General features: G+C 67.6%; 15 protein-coding genes. 4 read left to right on the top strand and 11 right to left on the bottom strand.

The window, feature by feature from the left end:
* Window positions 1–47: 47 nt before the first annotated feature.
* The 8 genes from B5Y19_RS03040 to B5Y19_RS26365 all read right to left on the bottom strand — a co-directional run bounded on the left by B5Y19_RS03040 (window position 48) and on the right by B5Y19_RS26365 (window position 10,283).
* Window positions 48–1,646 carry a sensor domain-containing diguanylate cyclase gene (locus tag B5Y19_RS03040; RefSeq protein ID WP_210190112.1) on the bottom strand — a complete coding sequence of 533 codons (1,599 nt, stop codon included), beginning with the start codon at window positions 1,644–1,646 and terminating at the stop codon, window positions 48–50.
* A 218-nt stretch (window positions 1,647–1,864) separates the two neighbouring features.
* A complete protein-coding gene (locus B5Y19_RS03035) occupies window positions 1,865–3,508 on the bottom strand; it encodes an MFS transporter (RefSeq protein ID WP_055729377.1) in 1,644 nt (547 codons plus the stop codon).
* Between the two features lie 479 nt (window positions 3,509–3,987).
* The gene (locus B5Y19_RS03030) at window positions 3,988–4,227 is read right to left on the bottom strand and encodes a hypothetical protein (protein ID WP_055729378.1); all 240 of its coding nucleotides are present in this window, start codon (window positions 4,225–4,227) and stop codon (window positions 3,988–3,990) included.
* 665 nt (window positions 4,228–4,892) lie between these two features.
* Entirely contained in the window at window positions 4,893–5,243 is a 351-nt protein-coding gene (locus B5Y19_RS03020; RefSeq protein WP_055729380.1) for a DUF6719 family protein, read from the bottom strand.
* A 5-nt stretch (window positions 5,244–5,248) separates the two neighbouring features.
* Entirely contained in the window at window positions 5,249–6,547 is a 1,299-nt protein-coding gene (locus B5Y19_RS03015) for a porin (protein WP_055729381.1), read from the bottom strand.
* Between the two features lie 213 nt (window positions 6,548–6,760).
* Window positions 6,761–8,473, bottom strand: coding sequence for an SUMF1/EgtB/PvdO family nonheme iron enzyme (locus B5Y19_RS03010; protein WP_055729382.1), 1,713 nt, complete (start codon window positions 8,471–8,473; stop codon window positions 6,761–6,763).
* Between the two features lie 113 nt (window positions 8,474–8,586).
* Entirely contained in the window at window positions 8,587–9,024 is a 438-nt protein-coding gene (locus B5Y19_RS03005) for a DUF4399 domain-containing protein (RefSeq protein WP_055729383.1), read from the bottom strand.
* Complete coding sequence (locus tag B5Y19_RS26365; protein WP_079591062.1) at window positions 9,021–10,283, bottom strand: DUF4399 domain-containing protein; 1,263 nt, start codon at window positions 10,281–10,283, stop codon at window positions 9,021–9,023. The genes B5Y19_RS03005 and B5Y19_RS26365 overlap by 4 nt, the downstream gene beginning before the upstream one ends.
* 148 nt (window positions 10,284–10,431) lie before the next feature.
* Here B5Y19_RS26365 and B5Y19_RS02995 point away from each other — a divergent pair, with 148 nt between their 5' ends.
* Together B5Y19_RS02995 and B5Y19_RS02990 are read left to right on the top strand one after the other, a co-directional pair.
* Window positions 10,432–11,877: a caspase family protein gene (locus tag B5Y19_RS02995; protein ID WP_055729384.1), complete on the top strand. Its 1,446-nt coding sequence runs from the start codon at window positions 10,432–10,434 to the stop codon at window positions 11,875–11,877.
* 46 nt (window positions 11,878–11,923) lie between these two features.
* Window positions 11,924–13,096, top strand: a complete 1,173-nt coding sequence (locus tag B5Y19_RS02990; RefSeq protein ID WP_139384234.1) for an OmpA family protein — start codon at window positions 11,924–11,926, stop codon at window positions 13,094–13,096.
* A gap of 40 nt (window positions 13,097–13,136) precedes the next feature.
* On the opposite strand, the gene B5Y19_RS02985 is transcribed toward B5Y19_RS02990, so the two are convergent.
* Complete coding sequence (locus B5Y19_RS02985; RefSeq protein WP_055729385.1) at window positions 13,137–14,480, bottom strand: UDP-glucose dehydrogenase family protein; 1,344 nt, start codon at window positions 14,478–14,480, stop codon at window positions 13,137–13,139.
* Between the two features lie 202 nt (window positions 14,481–14,682).
* Between B5Y19_RS02985 and B5Y19_RS02980 the strand changes: the two genes are divergently transcribed.
* Complete coding sequence (locus B5Y19_RS02980; RefSeq protein ID WP_280174376.1) at window positions 14,683–16,095, top strand: mannose-1-phosphate guanylyltransferase/mannose-6-phosphate isomerase; 1,413 nt, start codon at window positions 14,683–14,685, stop codon at window positions 16,093–16,095.
* A 132-nt stretch (window positions 16,096–16,227) separates the two neighbouring features.
* Window positions 16,228–17,886, top strand: a complete 1,659-nt coding sequence (gene pgm / locus B5Y19_RS02975) for a phosphoglucomutase (alpha-D-glucose-1,6-bisphosphate-dependent) (RefSeq protein ID WP_055729387.1) — start codon at window positions 16,228–16,230, stop codon at window positions 17,884–17,886.
* 16 nt (window positions 17,887–17,902) lie between these two features.
* Here pgm and B5Y19_RS02970 read toward each other — a convergent pair whose 3' ends face one another.
* Entirely contained in the window at window positions 17,903–19,402 is a 1,500-nt protein-coding gene (locus B5Y19_RS02970; protein WP_055729490.1) for a phosphomannomutase/phosphoglucomutase, read from the bottom strand.
* A gap of 106 nt (window positions 19,403–19,508) precedes the next feature.
* A complete protein-coding gene (locus B5Y19_RS02965) occupies window positions 19,509–20,387 on the bottom strand; it encodes a LysR substrate-binding domain-containing protein (protein WP_055729388.1) in 879 nt (292 codons plus the stop codon).
* Between the last annotated feature and the right edge of the window lie 52 nt (window positions 20,388–20,439).

Here is a 20,439-nt window from a genome sequence, read left to right as displayed (position 1 = left end):
ACAGCCGCGTTGTTGGACAGTCGGCTTGAGCCCAAGGAGACCTTATGTCACTTGGCCGGTTCTGATGCCTGCAATGTCGTTCGCCGTACCTGTTTGTCGGCATACATCAGCCAATCCGCTTCCTTCAACGCGGTTTGCAGCGAGCTGACGGAAGGATCGACGCTGACAATGCCGAAGCTTGCGCCCGGATAGTCGAAACTGCATCCGGCCAAGGTATAGGTGCCGATCAGCAGTGGCGCCAGCCGACTGCGCGTCCCGTTCACGGCCTCATCGGGGGCGTCGGGGCCGGGCGGCGCCACCAAACCTATCACGACAAATTCGTCGCCCCCGAACCGCCCCAGCATATCGCTCGCACGTAGGCCGACCGACAGGCGCTGTCCCACCTCGATCAGGAATTTGTCACCGACCGCGTGTCCGTAGGTGTCGTTAATCGTCTTAAACCCATCCAGATCGATAAACGCTACCAGAACCCATTGCTGCGTCCGTTTCGCCAGCGCGAACAACCGATCAAGCTCCGCCAACATCGCGCGCCGGTTCGGCAGGCCGGTCAACGCGTCATAGTTCGCCGCATATTGTTCATCCAGGCGGCGCATCATCATCTGCCCGGCAGCCTGGCCGATGAGCACGATGAGAATGAGGCCGAACACCGCCACCAGCCCTGCCGTCAAAAAATGCTGCCTGCGCATGGGCGCCAGTTCCTCCAGCGAGGCCAGCGCGAACAATTGGTACTGTGTGCCAGCCAGCGGCTGGCGCCGCAGCAGATAGGGCCTGCCGTCGATGAGCCATTGGTCGGCGTGAGTTGCGTCGGCCATGGTGCGCACGTCCATGGGATCGCCCGGGTCTTCTTCGCCGTCCGGCGGCAGCACCGTGCCTGGCGGCAGAAGGGCTGCCACATTGCGCAGCATGAAGGGCGCCGACGACGTGGTGATCACGCGACCCTGGCGGTTCACGATTAGCGCGATGTGCCGCCCTGTCAGATAGAATGCTACGTCGGGTGCGTCGAACTTCACCGTGACCGAGCCCTGCGGCACGTCGTTCGAGTCGTCGATGCGGCTGGCCACGAAATAGGACGGGGTTTTGTTCAGGCGGGCGATGCCGAACGAAGAACCCGTACCGTTGCGCAACGCGTCGGTGAGATAGCGCCGACCCGAGTAGAGCATGCCGACGATGCTGTCATGCTCGGCCCAGTTGCTGGCCGTCACCGTGTCGTCCGACATGTTGTTCATGTAAATGCGGGCATAGCGTAGATCGGTGGCCAGCGCGTTCATGAAGTCGCCGACCTTGCGCACCAAGGGGTCGCGTGTGAATTGCGCGGCGCGCTGCTGACGCGTCAGCTCGGCAGCGCCGGGTGGATCCGTGCGATAGCGGGTGGCGAGTTGGATCACCTGGGCCTGGCTCGCGACCATATTGGCCATGCTGACCATCTCGGTGAACAACCTGTCCATCACGCGCGCGGTGGTTTTGGCCTCGTATTCGGCGCTGGCTGCCAAGCTGTCCAGCTGCCCTGTCACGGTCTGCTGCGACATCCACCAAGCCAGGCTGGCCACCAACACCAACCAGGCCACAATCAGGCCTAGTGTCACCGAGCGTACAATGGACAGATTCTGTCGGCCGCGCGGGCTCTTCTGCGGCAGCACGTCGTTCACACTGCCCCACGAAAAAGACGATCGTCCAAAACAACCTCTTTTAGCACCTGGTCTGCCGCCTGTTCTTTCCGGCAGTTCTTTCCATGTCGCTAATATCCCGAGTTTTGTTTTAATTTCGTGCTGGATTCGTAACGTTGCAGGATCGGGCAGGGGGCAAGGCAGGCATCCCGCCGCAGTGGCACGGCCGAACTGACCGATTGCGCGCAAAAGTGCGATGTTCAGCTGTGATGCGTGCCGGGCGAGAAGACACCGGCCTTGCGCGGCGTCGCGGTGGGCCGCTCGATCGCGAGCGTCATTTCCGGCGCCTCATGCCCCATATGCAGATCGACGAGCCTGGCATCCAGCGCCCTGTCGGCGGCGGTCTGGCGGTAGTTGAAGCGCAGATAGTCGTTCCAGGTCGGCGTGCGGAACGTCTCGGTCCAGATGGCCGTATCGTGCAGATTGCGCGTCAGGATCCATCGGCGTGCGCCGTTACGCCCCTGGGCGCGCCGGCGCTGCAGCATCAGGGCGAGGAACGGCTCGACCTGATCGGCTGCGATCCGGTATTCGATCTTCACCGCGATCGGTCCGCTTCTCGGCTTCAGGTCGAGGCTGATCGCCGGCGCCTCGAAGTGATCTGGTGTCGACACATCGGCGTCCTTGCGTTGATGGATGGGCAGGACCAGACCCAGAATGGCGACGCCGAGAGACGCCGCGGTCGACGCCTGCAAGGCGAAACCCAGCGAATGGCTCTCGGTGACCATGCCCCAGAGCCAGCTCCCGACGGCGAGCCCGCATGAGGTGAGAGCGTAGTAGAGCGAGATCGTCCGGCCGACGACCCAGCGGGGGCTCGCCCATTGCACGCTGATGCTCAGGCCCGACCATCCCAGGACCCATCCGGCACCGCCGAGCATCAGCGCAGGCACGGCAACGGCGGCAGTTTGCGTTAGCGAGAGGCTGAGCGTGCAGGCCGCGCAGGCGACGCAAGCCAGCTTCAACAGCTGCTCATCCGACAGTCTTCGCCGGAGTGCGGTCGAGGTCAGGCCCGCCAGCAGCGCCCCTGCGCCGAAGCCGGCCATGAGGACGCCATAGGCGACAGCGCCTTGTTTCAGCTGATCGCGAACCACCAGCGGCAGAAGAGCGAGGATGGCGATGCCCGCAAGGCCGAACAGGAAGCCGCGCGCGAGCGCGGTCTTGATCTCCGCCGACAGCGAGGTGAAGCGCAAGCCATCGGAGATCGCCGTCAGCATCGCTTCGGGCGGCAGCCGCGATACCGGCACTTTCCATTTCGACCGCCAGACCACGATCAGCGGCGCGAAATGGCCGAGGGTGTACAGGCAAAAAGCGGTCAAGGGGCCGAAGGTCGCGAGAATGATGCCGCCGAGCGCCGGCCCCACGCTGCGCACGGTGTTGAACCCGACGGAGGTCAGCGTCACCGCCGCGGCGAGGTCCTTTCGATCGACGATATCGCCCACCGATGCCTGCCAGGCAGGGTCGTTGAAGGCGATGCAGCATCCCGCGAGAAAGCTGAAGAACAGAATGATCCAGGGGTTGATCAGCCCGACCGCGACCAGGGCCGTCAGCGTGGCGGCGGTCAGGGCCATCAGGGACCGTGCGATCAGCATCACCTTGCGGCGATTGAAATTATCGACGATGGCGCCGGCGAAAATCGACAAAATGAAGGCTGGCAGGTTCGTCGCGGCCTGAACCAGCGCGACCATCATGCTGGACGGCGTGATCGTGGCCATCAGCCAGCTCATGGCGATGGTCTGGATCAGCCATCCCAATCCGGAGATCAGCCCGGCAAGCCAGATCGCTCGGAAAGTGACATTCTTGAGCGGCGCAAACGGTCCCGTGCCTGCTGCGGGCTTTCGCACATCCATAACCGGCTTATGTCCGACGTCTGTTCATTGGGGCGCCGGTCGATTCCGCGCGTGACGCCGAATTCTTATGTCACGACCTCTGTTTGGAAAGCGTCATTTCCGTCCCCGGCTCATGACCGGGAAGCGGAGGTCGAGAAGGCTCGAGGATGCACCGCCGCGGACGTCGCGGCTGGGCGCAGGTTGGAACTCCAGTGCCGAGCCGGCGTTGTTATTTGGCTTTCTTCGCAGACACGACCGACCACGTATCCTCGCAAGGAGGATGCCGATGCCTGTACCCATAGACATTCCGACACTCCCGGCAGCGACACCCATCGAGACGACTGAACAATTCCGCGACGCCCTCGAACGCCTGCGTCGCATCGAGATCACTGCCGACGGTTCTCCCAGACAGCGCGAGAAAGCTGAACTCGAGATGAGCATCTGTCGCTATCTCGTAAGCCGCGAGCATCGGGTTCGCTAGCACTATGCGCTAGCGCAGATCACGCCGGCCGTCCGGTGACGATGTGAAATCGGTCGCCAGATTGGACCATGCCGATGACCAAATCGGTGCCATCGTCGCACAGCACATGCATCCCGCTGCCGAGTATCGCGGGGTCGACCTTGGACGTGTCGCACAGGAGGTACCCGGTGCGCGTATCGCCTTGGTCGGCGCCGAATTTATAGAGGAGCGGGAGCCTTCGCCCGTTCGGTAGGACGAGCGTACCCTTGCCAGTGTCCATAGCACTTCCCTCCGCCTGGCGGCGTTAGTCTGCGCTTGCGCGGGTTCCCAGGTCGACCGTGCGACCGGGCCGCCGCACTACGCGCCCGTTTCCGGGGGAACGCAAGTCACGTTTGTCGGCCCCGTGAGCGCCGCCGAACGGAACAGCGTCGGCACCTCTCCTTCGCTCGGGGCGCAACATCCCGCAGCGGCGACGCGATCTTTTGTCAAAGAACGGGGAAGCGGCTGCGCCTGTGTCGGAGCCGTTGCCGCCGTCAAACAGGCGGGCGAATTCGGCGGCGCGATCGCGTTGCCATCGAGACTGCCCTATGCCGGCCATCGGAGGCGTCCAGTTCACGGCGCGAGGAGCCGGCCGTGCCCCCGGGTCAGAACGGCGCGGTCTCTCGCATGCTCGGCAGGAGGCGCCCGCGACACGGGCGAGATGGGCCCTTCCTCCCTTAACGCAAGGCGTTCCCGAACATGTCCGTCTGACGTGCAGGCGCGCCAACGCCTGGCTGCATGTAGGCCGGCCCATCCGCCCTTTTGGCGGGGACAGTATCTTGCGTGACACAACCGACCGGTCCGAGAAGGACGAACACCACGGTGACGCATCGTTTCAGCACAGCGAACTCCCTCATTGCATTCCTGAATCAGCGCTAGACGTCTTCCTCGGCTGCCCCGCTTTGCTCAGCCGCGCGGAATGCAGCGCCGCTCGCGCTCCGTGGACTGGCCATGCCGGGCCCTGAGGCCTGGGTTCGTGCCGCCGGTCAGCTCGAGAATTTGCCCTGGGGGGCACCTGCCATTGTCGACGAGGACCTTTTGGCCGGCGGGGATCAAGCCTTTCGCGGGTTCCCGTCTGTAGATTTGCTGAGCAATCGCGGCATCGGCCAGCAGAATCAACGAAACCGAAAATCCCAGGATTCCGAGGCGCATCAAGGCCGGACCTCCAACTTCGAGCAACGCTAGCATCGGCGACAGCGCGGCGACAGTCGACAGAAAGTAGAACCGCCTTTTCCCGCTCAGGATGACCGGCCCCATTCTCGCTAGAAGCTCCGCTCGATAAACAGCTGGGCGGACATCTGCCGCCCGTTGAGGTTCGCGGCGAGGGAGCGCGCAGCGAGGTCGATACGCTGCCAGGCGAGCGAGGCTTCGAGCCCGAGACGCAGGCCATCGACCGGAGCCCAGACGAGATTCGCCGCGAGCCTGTCGATTCGGATCTCGCCCCTGGAGCCGGTGGATTGCGCGACCGAAAGCCGGTAGCGGCTGACATAGGCGTTGCTCGACCATTCATCCGTCCACTCTCGGCCGATCGAGACGACGCCGGACCAGCCGCGCGTCGTGATATCGCTGGCGATCAGCGGGAGCGCCGTGCGCTGGTCGAGCCGAGAGCCGATATAGGCCGCAGCATTGGTCGCCTCAGCGATCTGGCCGGTGAGCGTCAGCGGCCGCTCCAGCAGCGTTCCGTCCCAGGTCAGGCCGAGGATTGCCGCCCGGCCGAGGAGGCTGGAACCGCCGAAGCTCGGCACGTCGCGCAGGGCGACGGCCCCGTGCAAGGTCAGCGGACCGCTCTCGTAGAGCAGGCGTGCGACGCCGTCCGGCACGCGCTTTCCGGCCGTCGGCAGCGTCGTGCTCTGATCGACGGAAGCGCCTTCCGCGGAGAGCGACAGGCTGACGGCTTCGGTCAATTGCCGTTCATAGCCGATCAGGGAGACGGTTCGGCTCGGGATGCGCGCGATGAAGGCGAATTCGTCCCCTGCCCAGAAATCGAAACGCGATCCCGCCACGCCGAAGGTGAAGGCCCCGAGCGTGACGCTGATCTCGCCGATGCTGAGGTCGTTGCCGCCCTCGCTGTTCGTATCGACCGAGAATTCGAAGGCGCTCGCCAGGTAGAGGCCGTTCGACAGCGACTGGCCGGTCTCGATCCGAAAGGTCGTGCTCAGCGGGAAACTGGTGACGCTCTGCGGCACGAGCCCTGTTGCGCGCGCCAACGCGTTGGCGCGGAAATCGTCGCGTTGAATCCCCGCATTGACCGTGCCGGACACGGCGATGCAGGTGCTCGAGCCCGGAGAGATGAAACCGCGCGGCGCGTCGTCGTCGTCATCGTCATCGTCGTCGTCGTCCCCGTCATCGTCCGTCTCGTCGCCTGCCGCGGCGCGCGCGGAGGTCGGGGCGGAGAAGAGAGGCGTCTGCTCGGGCGGCTCGATGGTGCAACTGCGCAGGAACAGGGGCGGCTTGCTTGCCGCGCCGGCCTCGGCGCCGGCGAGCAAACTCAGCACGGCCGCGAGCGCGGCCGTCGAGACCCACCGGCCTGCGGCGCTGGCGACTAGGGCAGGGCTTCGCATTCGCTTCCGGCCGCTCCCGCGGCGCCGGCGTCCGCCTCTGTTCCTTGCGATCTCATCGAAGCGGATGCTCTCCACAGCCCGTCGCCGCCGAATGGATCGGCGACTCGCGGGCCCCGTAGTATTCGTGGATGTCCGCCGGGGCGTCGAGCCCCTGGCGCGGTCCGGGCCGCGTCATCCCGGGAGATTGCCGGCCCGGCCTCCCGGCATGGCCGCTCACGGGTCGCGCGCGACGCGGAAACCGTTGGTGTAGAAGCGGACATCGGGCTCGTATTTGAAGCGGGCGGCCGAGCGCAGATAGCGCGGATCGTTGTTGAAGGAGCCGCCGCGCAGCACCCGCTCCCGGCAGTTCGGCGCGTTATAGGCGCTGCCGTCGCGCGGCGCGTTGCGGTAGTTCTCGCTCCAGCAATCGGCGACCCATTCAGCGGCATTGCCCGCCATGTCGTAGAGACCGAAGGCATTGGGCGGGAACTGCCCTGCGGGCACCGCTCCGCGCTGGGGCTGGTCGTTGCAGCCGAGGCAGTTCGCCCGATCCCTGGTCATGGTCTGGCCCCAGGGATAGGCCGTGGCCGTGCCGGCGCGCGCGGCGTATTCCCACTCGCTTTCCGTCGGCAGGCGGTAGCGCTTGCCGGTCCGGGCCGAGAGCCAGGCGGCATAGGCGCTGGCGTCGTTCCAGTGGATGTCCGTGACCGGGCGCTTGCCGCGGCCGAGGCCACGGTCGTCCGGTCGATAGCTGCAGCCGCCCTGGTCGACGCAGAGATCCCATTCCTCGAAGGTGATCTCCCGCGTACCGAGAAGGAAGGCCCGGATGGTGACCGGGTGGACCGGCTTCTCGAATTCGTAGAGGTCGTTGGAACCCATCTGGAAGGTGCCGGCCGGGATCGCGGTCAGCTCCGGGCAGCCGGCGCAGTCACGCTGCGGCGCCGCGGGAGCTGGAGCCGGAGCGGGTGGGACGGCGGTCGATGCGGTCGCCGTGGGCGGGGCGGCCTTGCCGCGATAGAGCTGCTCGCGGGCGCGGGCGAGGGCGGCGAAGCGCCCGCCCGGATAGGCTTCAAGATAGGCCCGGTACTCGGCCGCGTTCTCGCTGCTGCGGATCGATTCCCAGAAGGCGAGCTCATAGGCGTCCGTGGCGATGCCCGGCGTGTCGGAGGGCGGGATCACGGCCCGGTCGGTCTGCGCCGCAGCTGCGGCGGGCCGGGCAAGCGGCGTGACGACGAGCCCCTTCGGCGGATCGGCGGAAAGCCAGGCCTGCTGGCTGCGCCGGCTGTCCCGCGAGACGGCGTCGCGCATCTGCTTCAGGGCGGCCACCATGTCGAGGCCCGGCGTGCGGACCGCCTTCAGCCAGGCCTCGACGGCACGGTTGGGGCGCGGGCCGGAATCGGCCACGGTCCTGCCCGGCGCGGCCGGAAGCAGCACGGCGATGCCTTCCATCGGCTCAAGCGGCAGCAGGCCCTTGCCGCGCGCCTGCCAGGGATTGTCGCGGCTGGCGTCGATGAAGACCAGCGCGCTCGCCGGCCTGGCCACGATCAGGGGATCGACGATCTCGTCGAGATCGACCGTGTCGCGCTCGGCATTCTGCGGCTGAAGCGGCACCAGGAAATTGCGGCTGCGCTGCTGGACGGCATGGCCGCTGTAGAAGACCACCGCCTGCGCGCGCGGCCCCAGCTTCCCGGCAAAGGCGGCGATCGCATCGCGCATCTGTGCCCGGCTCGCATTCTCCACGGCTACCACGTCGAAGCCGCCGGCGCGCAGGGTCTCGGCGACGGCGCGACCCTGCGGCACCGCATTGGCGATCTGCGCCTCGGGATAGGATCCGTTGGCGATGACGAGCGCGACGCGCGCGCCTTCTCCCGCCTGCTGGGCGAGGGCGGGCAGGGACGACAGCGCCTGCAGGGCGAGGGCGACGACGATGGAGCGCAACCAGCCCATCCGCGGCAACTCCTTCGGTCGGCCCGTCACGGACGGGCTATGGCCTCCCCGGAACCGGCCCGGCTGGCTGCCGGCGGGTCCGTCTCGCAACAACCGCCGGAGGAGACTCGCCTCTAGCGGACATAGACCGTGATCTTCTGCGACATCACGGGCGGATCATGCGGCGTATGGGTATGGTCGCCCAGCAGGAGCTGCAGCGTGTGCCGCCCCTTGGGCAGGGTGACGACGACCTCGGTCTGGCCATTGCCGAGATGGATGTTGTTGTAGTCGGACGGGATCGGCTGGTCCGGAGGCCCGGGATCGGTGTCGATCAGCAGATGATGATGGCCGGTGCGGGCATGGGCGACGCCGGCCGGCGCCACGCCCATGCCGCGCAGGCCGATGCGCACGGTGAAGCGCTCGGGCACGCGCAGCCCGTCGAGCGGATAATGGAAATAGACCTGGGCGCCCTCCGGGGCCTTCTGGCGCGGCGCCGTCGTCTGGGCCGCCGCCAGGCCGGGCCAGGCGGCCAGCACGGCAAGAAGGGCGGCAATGGCGGCCGGGCGGGTCATCGGCGCCTCGCTGCTCTGGGCCCGCCCGGCATCACCGTCACGGTGATGCGTTCCGAAGCGACGGGTGGATCGTGCGGCACATGGTTCTCGTCGCCGAGCAGGAGCTGCAGCGTATGCCGCCCGGGCGGCAGCGTCAGCCGGTACTCGGTCTGGCCGCCGCCGAGATGGATATGGTTCAGGTCGGCTGGGATCGGCCGGTCGAAGGCCGGCGGCTCGGCGTCGACCAACAGATGGTGGTGGCCGGTGTTGGGCTTGGCGACGCCGGCGGGCGCGACACCCATGTTGCGCAGGCCGAAGCGGATCGTCGAAGTCGGGAAGATCGTCTCGCCATCCTTCGGATAGATGAAGTAGAGCGCCGCGTCGTTGGGTGAGGTTGTGCGGGCGCGGCCGCCGCCCGTCGTCGCCTGAGGCGGCGTCGCGGATGCGACGGACCCGTCCGCGACGACGCGCACCCGGATGCGGTCGGACATCACCGGAGGATCGTGCGGCACATGCTCGTGATCGCCCATCAGGAGCTGCAGCGTGTGCTCGCCGGGCGCCAGGGAGAGCTCAACCTCGGTCTGGCCTCGCCCGAAATGCAGATGGTTGAAATCGCTGGGGATCTCGCGGTCGAGGGCGGGCAGTTCGGTGTCGACCAGCAGGTGGTGGTGGCCGCCGTTCGGGCTGGCGGTGCCGGCGGGCGTGAGTGTGATGCCTTCGGAGCCGAAGCGGATCCGGGAGCGGGCCGGAATGGTCGCGCCGTCCGCGAGGTCGACGAAGAAGACCCGCGCGCCGGGCGCGGCCGTGCTGCGCGGCTTCTCGGGCGCTTCGGTTGCGACCTCCACGGTGATCCGTTCCGACATCACCGGCGGGTCATGCGGCACATGGTCGTGGTCGGCGAAGAGCAGCTGCAGCGTGTGCCGGCCCGGGCTCAGCGCGATCTCGGCCTCGGTCTGCCCGCCGCCGAAATGGATGTGGTTGAAATCGCTGGGGATCGGCCGGTCGAGCGGCGGCAGTTCGGTATCGATCAGCAGATGGTGATGACCGGCATTGCGCTTCGCCTGCCCGGCCGGCGCGACATCCATGCCGGTGATCGCGAAGCGCACGGTGAGCTTGCCCGGCACCTGGGCCTTGTCGGCGAGGCCGACGAAGGAGAGCTTGGCGGCTTGCGGAGCCGGGCTCCGCTGGCGCGCGCGCTCCTGTGCCGGAGCGGTCGCGAGCGGGAGCGCGACGACTGCCGCCAGGCCGAACCACAGAAGCGCCGGCGCAAGGCGAAGCATCGGCGTGTCCCCTTCGCGAGACGAGACATGAAGGCTACCAGCGGAACCTGAAGCCTTCAAGCAAAACGCCGAGGCGTATCGTTGGGGAAATGGCTTTGTTCTGGAGATGCGGAAGTCCATGCGATAGCATGACGCAAGGAAGGGTCCCATGATCAAGGTCGCCAGACTCTGCGGGCTGATCCTGCTCCTGCTGTCGGGCCTGGCCATGGCCGCGCCGCAGCCGGAGCGCCGTGTCGCCCTGGTGATCGGCAATTCGAGCTATCGCAACGCGCCCGCGCTGCCCAACACGGTGAACGATGCCCGCGACATGGCGGCGGCGCTCGTCAAGGTCGGCTTCGAAGTGGTCGACGGCATCGATCTGGACAAGCGCGGCATGGATGCGGCGCTGACGCGCTTCGCCCGGCTGGCGCAGGATGCCGATGCCGCGATGTTCTACTTCGCCGGGCATGGCTTCCAGTTCAACGGCGAGAACTACCTCGTGCCGGTCGAGGCGCGGGTCGAGGATGAGATCGGCGTCCAGTACGAGACGATGCGGCTCGCGGATGTCGTCACCGCCCTGAATTTCGCCAAGGGCGTCAAGATCATGGTGCTCGATGCCTGCCGCAACAACCCGTTCGTCGGGCTTTTGGCCAAGCGGCAGGCGACGCGCGGCTTCTCCGTCGGCTCGGGGCTTGCCCCGGTGCAGCGGGCGCAGGGCATGGTCATCGCCTATGCCACGCAGGCCAACGATGTCGCCGCCGACGGCGCCGGCCGCAACAGCCCCTTCACCGCGGCGCTGGTGCGGGAGATCGACCAGCCTGGCCTCGAGGTGGCGACGCTGTTCCGGCGCGTGCAGAAGAGTGTCTATGACGCCACCGGCGGCCGGCAGACGCCAGAGCTGTCACTTTCGCTCCTCGGCGATTTCTACCTCAACCGCGAGGAGACCGACGCCGATGTCTGGCGGCGGATCCGGGCCAGCAACGAAGCTGGGGTGCTGAAGGCATTCATCCAGCGCTATCCGACGAGCTTCTTCGCCATCGATGCGCGCACGCGGCTCGACCTGATCGAACGCCGGTTCCTGGAGACGGCCGAGCGCGACAAGCTGGCCCGTGAATTCGCCGAGCGCGAGCGCGTCCTGCTCGAGCGCCTGGAGCGGGCGGAACAGGGGCGCCGGCAGGCTGCGGAGGATCTCGCCCGCAAGGACCAGGGCGATGCGGTCGCCGTCGCGCCGTCGGCGCCGCCGGTCGGGCCTGCACCTCCCGCCGCCAGCGTGCCGATTGCCCCCGCGCCGCGCGCGCAGGACAAGGCCGAACGGGCCCGCCTCGCCGACGAACTCGCCCGCCGCGAAACCGAGCTTGCGGCGATCGCGACCGAGAAGCAGCGCCTGGCCGAGGAGCGGCAGGCGGTCGAGCAGGCCCTGGCGGCAAGGCTGGGCGCGATGGCGATGCCTTCACCCGACCGGTCGGCGCAGCCGGCAGGGGCGTTGCCGGCTTCCGAAGGGCCAGCCCCCGCGGCGAAGGGGCGGATTTCCGCCGGCTGCGCGGAGCTGCTGCTCAGGGCCCAGCTCGGCGACCTGACGCCGGCGACGCGGGAGCAGTTGCGGCTCTGCCGCTGACCATTGCGCGGAACACTCCCGCGCCGACAAGAGGAGAAGCGAGGCAATGACCGGCTCCTTCCGCTTCACCGGCGTTCTCGCCGGCGTGGTCCTGCTGGCCTCCGCCGTCGCGGCAGGGGCTCAGCCGGCGCCGCCCGTGCCGGTTCCGTTCCCGGATGCGCTGCGGAAGGCGGCGGACGATCTCTTCGGCAAGGCGGCGCTCGCTGGGCCGCTCGAACTCGTCATCGATCCGCTGATCGACGCCGCCTCGGGCTCGCAATCGGCGGCGACCCGCGGGATGCAGCAGACGCTGATCGAGATCGTCCGCTCCTCCTATCCGCGCTTCACCGTCCTGCCCTTCGACAGCCAGGCGCTGGCGCGCAAGCCGGTGGTGCTGGTCGGCACCTTCACCGCCGTCAACAACCAGGGCGTCCCAGACGGGCCGCGCGACGCCTATCGCATCTGCCTGACACTCGCCGACCTGAAATCGAACAGCGTCGTCTCGAAGGGCGTCTCGCGCGCGCGGCCGGAGGGCGTCGATGCGACGCCGACATCGTATTACCGCGACGCCCCGCTCTGGACGAAGGACCAGGCCACCGATTCCTACGTCAAGATCTGCCAGGGCACGAAGCTGGGAGACCCGATCGACCCGGGCTATGTCGAGACGCTCACCGCCAACGCGCTGATCAACGACGGCACGCTCGCCTATGAGGGGCAGCATTTCCGCGAGGCGCTGGCGTTCTACCGGGCCGCAGGGAAGCTGCCGGGCGGCGAACAGCTCCGGGTCCGGATCGGGACCTATCTCGCGGCCAGCAAGCTCGTCCGGCGCGAGGACATGGTCGACACGTTCGGCGATCTCGTCGATTACGGCCTGCAGGCGAAGCAGCTGATGGTGAAGCTGCTGTTCAAGCCGGGAACGACGCAGTTCATCGACGATGCGCAGGTCACCGAACCCTATCCGATGTGGCTGAGCCAGATCGCGACGCGGGCGCGGCAGAAGGGGGCGTGCCTGGAGATCGTCGGCCACACCTCGCGTACCGGCCTGCCGCAGGTGAACGAGCGGCTCTCGGTGCTGCGGGCGCAATTCGTCATGGATCTGCTGCTCACCGGCGCGCCCGACAGCCGTGGCCGGATGATCGCGACCGGCCGCGGCTTCAAGGAGAACCTGGTCGGCACAGGCAAGGACGACGCGAGCGACGCGCTCGACCGCCGGGTGGAATTCAAGGTGATCGGCTGCTGAGGCGGCAGGATCGCTCGCCTTTCGGGGGGACCCGCGAGCTTCAGGCCGCGCCCGCCTCGGCCTCGGCGGGCGGCAGGATGCCGCGGCCGACATCGGTATACTGGAAGCCCTTGGCGCGGACCTGCTCGGCCCGGTAGACGTTGCGCAGATCGACCAGGACAGCGCTCTTCATCAGCTGCTTCACGCGGTCGAGGTCAAGCGCGCGGAAGATGTTCCATTCCGTCACGATCACGGCGGCGTCGGCCTCCGTCACGCAGTCATAGGCGTCGGTGCAATAGACCACCTCGCCCGGCAGGGCCGCCTTCGCCTGCTGCATCCCCTCCGGGTCGAAGGCCCGGATGCGCGCGCCGCCGTCGAGCAGCGCCGTCACGATCGCCAGCGAAGGGGCGTCGCGCATGTCGTCGGTGTTCGGCTTGAAGGTCAGGCCGAGCACGGCGATCGTCTTGCCGCGCACCGAGCCGCCACAGGCGGCCACGACCTTGCGCCCCATCGCGCGCTTGCGCTGCTCGTTCACAGCGGCGACGGTCTCGACGATCCGCGCCGGCGTGCCGTGGTCCTGCGCCGTCTTGATCAGCGCGAGCGTGTCCTTCGGGAAGCAGGAACCGCCATAGCCGGGGCCCGCATGCAGGAACTTCCCGCCGATGCGGTTGTCGAGCCCCATGCCGCGGGCGACGTCCTGCACATTCGCGCCGACCTGCTCGCAGAGATCGGCCATCTCGTTGATGAAGGTGATCTTGGTCGCCAGGAAGGCATTGGCCGCATATTTCGTCAGCTCGGCGGTGCGCCGGCTGGTGTTCAGGATCGGCGCGCTGTTGAGATAGAGCGGCCGGTAGATGTCGGCCATCACCTCGCGGGCCCGCTCGTCCTCCGCGCCGATGACGATGCGGTCCGGGCGCTTGAAGTCCTCGATCGCCGCGCCCTCGCGCAGGAATTCCGGATTGGAGGCGACGGAAAAGGCCGCATCGGGGCGCAGCTCGCGCACGATGCGCTCGACCTCGTCGCCGGTCCCGACCGGAACCGTCGATTTGGTGACGATCACCGTATAGCCGTCGAGCGACTGGGCGATCTCGCGCGCCGCCGCATAGACATAGGTCAGGTCGGCAAAGCCGTCGCCGCGGCGGGAGGGGGTGCCGACCGCGATGAACACCGCGTCCGCCTGGGCGACCGGGCCGGCGAGATCGGTGGTGAAGGACAGGCGCCCCGCCGCCGCATTGCTGCGGACGAGCTCGGAAAGCCCGGGTTCAAAGATCGGGATCTCGCCGCGGTTCAGTGCCTCGATCTTGCTCTCCTGCTTGTCGACGCAGACGACGTCGTGGCCGAAATCGGCAAAGCAGGCCCCGGACACGAGTCCGACATAGCCTGATCCAACCATCACGATCTTCATCGTCAGCTCCTGGGAAAGACGGTTCCGCTCGCCTCTCGCGACTGCGAAGTAGCATAGGCGGCCCCGCCGGCCAATGCGCGGCGCGGTCCGCGCAGAGCCGGACGGCCGCCCTCGCGCATCCGTGTCGTTTCAGCCTGGGTGACGCATTCCCTTTGGAGAAGGAGCAGGTTATTCCTGAGGGGGTTCTCGGGGGGCTGCGACCATCGTTACCATCACGCCTCTGATCATGGCCGGCGGGGCCGGCACCAGGCTCTGGCCGGTTTCCCGCGATTCCATGCCGAAGCAGTTCATCACGCTGCTCGATGACGGCCTGTCGACCTTCCAGGCGACGCTGCTGCGCGTGGCCGGCGCCCCGTTCGGCAAGCCGATCGTCATCACCAACCACGAGTTCCGTTTCGTGGCGGCGGAGCAGATGCAGGCGGTCGGCGTGGCCGGCGAGATCGTGCTCGAGCCCGAGCGCCGGGATTCCGCCGCGGCGGTCGCCGTGGGCGCGCTCCTGGCCAGGGGGCAGTCGCGCGATGCCGTTGCGGTCGCGCTCGCGGCCGACCACGTCATCATGGATGCGGCGCGGTTCCGGGCCGATTGCCTGACGGCGGCCGAACTCGCCGCCGGCGGGCTGATCATGACGCTCGGCATCGTTCCGACGGCGCCGTCCACGGCCTATGGCTATATCGAGGCCGGCGAAAGCCTGGACCGGCCGGGTGCCAGCCGCCTGGCGCGCTTCGTCGAGAAGCCGGATGTCGAGACGGCGCAAGGCTATCTCGACCGCGGCTTCCTCTGGAACAGCGGCAATTTCGTCTTCTCGGCCGCGACGATGATCGAGGAACTGACCCAGTTCTCGCCGGAGGTGCTGGCGGGGGCGGGCGCGGCGCTCGACGCCGCCAAGGCCGATCTCGACTTCCTCAGGCTGGACCCGACCGCCTTCGCCGCGGTGACGCGGATCTCGATCGACTATGCGGTGATGGAGAAGACCCGCAAGGCCGGCGTCCTGGCCGCCGGCTTCGACTGGTCCGACATCGGCTCCTGGGATTCGATCCATGAGGTGATCGACAAGGACAACCGGGGCAACGTGATCCATGGCTCGGTCGTCGCGATGGATTCCGCGAACTCCCTGCTGCGCAGCGACGACATGCTCGTCACCGCGATCGGCCTGCGCGACATGGTGGTGGTGGCGACGCGCGACGCGGTGCTGGTCGCGGCCCGCTCCGAGGCGGCGAAGGTGAAGACCCTCGTCGAGCAGATGAAGAAGGAGGGGCGGCCCGAAGCGACGGAGCATCTGCGGATGTACCGGCCCTGGGGCTGGTATCAGCGCATCGATCTCGGCGCGCGCTTCCAGGTGAAGCACATCATGGTCAAGCCGGGCGGCAAGCTCAGCCTGCAGAAGCATTTCCACCGTTCCGAGCACTGGATCGTGGTCAGGGGCACGGCCGAGGTCACGCTCGACGGGACGGTCAGCCATATCCACGAGAACGAGTCGATCTACCTGCCGATCGGCTGCACCCACCGCCTCGCCAATCCCGGCCGGATCGAGCTCGAGCTGATCGAGGTCCAGGTCGGCAGCTATACGGGCGAGGACGACATCGTCCGGCTGGAGGATGTCTACGCCCGCGCCTGAGGAGGCCGACGGCGCGGCCGGCGCCAGACGGCGTCCGGCGCTTGCCGCGATGGGGCCGTGTTTGGTTGCGACCCTGCGATTCCCTCCGTTTCCAACCGGTGCGCCCTCGCGCGCCTGCAGCAGAGACTGTCCATGACCGATACAGTGAGCCCTCTTGCCGGAAAGCGGCTCGAGCCCGGGATGCTCGTCGATGTGGCGGCCCTGACCAAGGCCTATTTCGACCCGCCGGACCCGTCGCTGCGTGCGCAGCAGGTCGCGTTCGGGACATCCGGGCATCGCGGCACCTCGCTGAGCCGCTCCTTCAACGAGGCCCATATCCTCGCCATCGCCCAGGCGATCTGCCTCTACCGGCGCGAGCAGGGCATCGACGGCCCTCTCTTCCTAGGCATCGACAGCCATGCGCTCTCGCGCAACGCCTTCGAGACGGCGCTGGAGGTCTTCGCGGCCAATGGCGTCGTCACCGTGATCGACGAGGCGCTCGGCTTCACGCCGACGCCGGTGATCTCGCATGCGATCATCACCCATAACCGCGGCCGTTCGGCCGGGCTCGCGGACGGGGTGGTGATCTCGCCCTCGCATAACCCCCCGGCGGACGGCGGATTCAAGTACAACCCGCCGCATGGCGGCCCGGCCGATACCGACGCGACCGGGTGGATCGAGAAGCGGGCCAACGGCTTCATTGCCGAAAAGCTCGCCGGCATCGTCCGCATGCCCTATGAGCGGGCGCTGAAGAGCGAATATGTCCGCCGCCACGATTATGTCAGCGGCTATGTCGCGGATCTCGCCGATGTCGTCGACATGGAGGCGATCCGGCAGGCCGATGTCGCGATCGGCATCGATCCGCTCGGCGGCGCGGGCATGGCCTATTACCAGCCGATCATCGACCGCTACCGGCTGAAGGCGACGATCGTCAGCAAGGATATCGACCCGACCTTCGGCTTCATGACGGCGGATTGGGACGGCAAGATCAGGATGGACTGCTCCTCGCCCTATGCGATGTCCAGCCTGATCGGCATGCGCGATCGCTTCGACGTCGCCTTCGCCAACGACACCGATGCCGACCGGCACGGCATCGTGACGCGCAGCGGCGGGCTGATGAACCCGAACCACTATCTCGCGACCGCGAGCGCCTATCTCTTCGCCAACCGACCCGGCTGGCGCGCCGATGCCGCGATCGGCAAGACCGCCGTGTCGAGCGCGATCATCGACCGCGTGGCCGCCAAGCTCGGCCGTGGCCTCGTCGAGGTGCCCGTCGGCTTCAAGTGGTTCGTCGACGGGCTGATCTCCGGGGCCTTCGGCTTCGCCGGCGAGGAGAGCGCCGGCGCCTCCTTCCTGCGCCGGGACGGAACCGCCTGGACCACGGACAAGGACGGCATCATCCTTGGCCTGCTCGCGGCCGAGATCACGGCGAAGACCGGCAGCGATCCCGCCGTGCTCTACCGCAAGCTGACGGCCGAGCTCGGCGAGCCTCTCTATGCGCGCGTCGATGCGCCGGCGAGCGCCAGCCAGAAGGCTGTCCTCAAGAGCCTTTCGGCCGAGAAGATCGCGACCAAGGAGCTGGCCGGGCAGCCGATCACGGCGATCCTCAGCCATGCGCCCGGCAACGGTGCCGCGCTCGGCGGAGTCAAGGTCACGGCGGCGGATGGCTGGTTCGCGGCGCGACCTTCGGGCACCGAGGAGGTCTACAAGATCTACGCCGAGAGCTTCCGCGACGAAGCGCATCTGCGGCGCATCCAGGATGATGCACGGCAGATCGTGGGCGCGGCCTTTGCGGCGGCCGGCGCTGGCTGAACGCCGGCTTCGCCGCTCAGATCGTCTGGTTGTAGGCGCCGACCTCCGGGTTGGCCCTCAGCGCGCCGTCGATAGCGGCGAACATCGCGCGCATGCGCGCCTCGGAGACCGGACTCTCGCAGACGACGACGAGCTCGGGCTTGTTGGACGAGGCGCGCACCAGCCCCCAGGTTCCGTCGGCGACGGTGACGCGGACGCCGTTGACGGTGACGACATCGCGGATCGGCTGATCGGCGAAGCTCCCGCCCGCGGCATGCAGCGCCTCGATCGCCCGGGTGACGCGGGCAGCGACGTCGTATTTGATCTCGTCCGCGCAATGGGCGGCCATGGTCGGCGTGCCCCAGGTCCGCGGCAGTTCGGCATAGAGCTCGGCCATCGAGCGATCGGGGTTGCGGTCGAGCATGTCGAGCACCGCGATGGCGGTGACGAGCCCGTCGTCATAGCCGCGGCCGACCGGTGCGTTGAAGAAGAAATGCCCCGATTTCTCGAAGCCGGCCAGCGCCTGCAGGTCGCGCACCCGGCGCTTGATGTAGGAATGCCCCGTCTTCCAGTAGTCGGTCCGGACGCCGAGCTCGCGCAGCGCGGGATCGCTGGCGAACAGGCCGGTCGATTTCACGTCCACGACGAATTGCGCGCCGGGGTGGAGCCGGCCTAGGTCGCGCGCCAGCATGACGCCGATCTTGTCGGCGAAGATCTCCTCGCCAAGGTTGTCGACGACGCCGCAGCGGTCGCCGTCGCCGTCGAAGCCGAGCGCGACGTCAGCGCCGTGCTGCTTCACGGCCTCCGCCATCGCATGGAGCATCTTCATGTCCTCGGGATTGGGGTTGTAGCGCGGGAAGCTGTGGTCGAGCTCGGCGTCGAGCGGGATGACCTCGCAGCCCAGCGCCTCGAGGATGCGCGGGGCGAAGGCGCCGGCCGTGCCGTTGCCGCAGGCGGCGATGACCTTGAGCTTGCGCGCGATCTTCGGCCGCTCGGTCAGGTCCTTGATGTAGATCTCGGGGAAATCGGGCACGAAACGATAGGAGCCGCCGCCGACGAGGTCGAAATCGGCATTGAGGACGATCTCCTTGAGCGCGTTCATCTCCTCGGGCCCGAAGGTAACGGGGCGCGCCGCGCCCATCTTCACGCCGGTCCAGCCATTGTCGTTATGCGAGGCGGTGACCATGGCGACGCAGGGCACATCCAGCGCGAACTGGGCGAAGTAGGCCATCGGCGACATGGCGAGCCCGATATCGTGGACCTTGCAGCCTGCCGCCATCAGCCCGGTGACGAGCGCCATCTTGATCGCGGCCGAATAGCCGCGAAAATCATGGCCGGTGACGATCTCCCGGGCGATGCCGAGGCGCCCGATCAACGTGCCGAGCCCCATCCCGACGGCCTGCACGCCCATCAGGTTGAGCTCCTCACCGAAGAACCAGCGCGCGTCGTATTCGCGGAAGCCGGTCGGCTTCACCATCGGCAGCGATTCATAGGCGTGGGTGTTCGGCTTGAGCGCGGGCAGGGGCCTGGGAAACATCGTCGACATCCACTCTGAGCCTCGGATCAACCGACATAGCCGAAAGCCCTTGCCAAAATCACCCATGTTCCGCTGCGGTCGCGATGCGAAAAGCCGGCGCGGCCGGCTAGGCCTCGGCGACCTGCTCCAGTACCGTCTCGAAGAAGCTGCGCACCAGCGGCAGCCTGCGACGCTCGGTCCGGCAGACGGCGTATTCGCCGACGGCGAGGTCGGCCCCGGTCACCTTGAGGCGTGTCAGCTGCGGATCGGCGCGGAACTCCGAGTCGAAGGTGATGCCGATGCCGAAGCCGGCGGCGACGGCCTCGCGCACCGCCTCGCGCGACTGGACCTCGAGCAGGTTGGCGGGCCGGATGCCGGCGCTGGAAAGCCGCGTCTCGAACACCTCGCGCGTGATCGAGCCGCGCTCGCGCAGCACCACGTCCTCGCCGGAGAAGGCCTCGATCGGGATGGAGCGGTGGGCGGCCAGGCGGTGGTCGGAGGCGACGAAGGCGACCAGCACGTCGGAGCGGAGCTTCAGGACATGGATCTGCGGGTCCGAGATCGGCCGGGCGGTGATCGCGACATCGGCGGCGAAGTCCATGATCTGGCTGACGACCTCGGAGGAGTTGCCGATCGTGAGCGAGAAGGTCAGCCCGGGATATTTGGAGCGCATGCGGGCGAGCGCGGCCATGACATGGGTCGCGCTGTCGGCGGCGATGCGAAGATGGCCCCGCTGCAGGGTCCGGGTTCCGGCGAGGAGGGCTTGCGCCTCGTCCTGGGCCGCGAACAGGCGCGAGGTGATCACGAACAGGTTCTGGCCGAGCGGCGTCAGCCGGGTCTGCCGGCCGATCCGGTCGAACAGCCTGACGCCATAGCTTTCCTCGAGGCTGCGCACCTGGGCCGAGAGGGTCGGCTGGCTGACATGGCGGGCCCGCGCCGCGCCGGTGAAGCTCTCGGCTTCGGCAACCGCATGGAAGGCCGCAAGGCCGGAATAGCTGATCGCCAATGTATAGATCCTCTCTATGAGTTATATGGAGAGGATGTATTGGAACTATGTC

It is taken from the genome of Allobosea thiooxidans (assembly GCF_900168195.1).
Taxonomy (GTDB): domain Bacteria; phylum Pseudomonadota; class Alphaproteobacteria; order Rhizobiales; family Beijerinckiaceae; genus Allobosea; species Allobosea thiooxidans.
The sequence above is the reverse complement of the archived record's forward strand: the minus strand, read 5'-3'. Positions and strand labels throughout refer to the sequence as shown.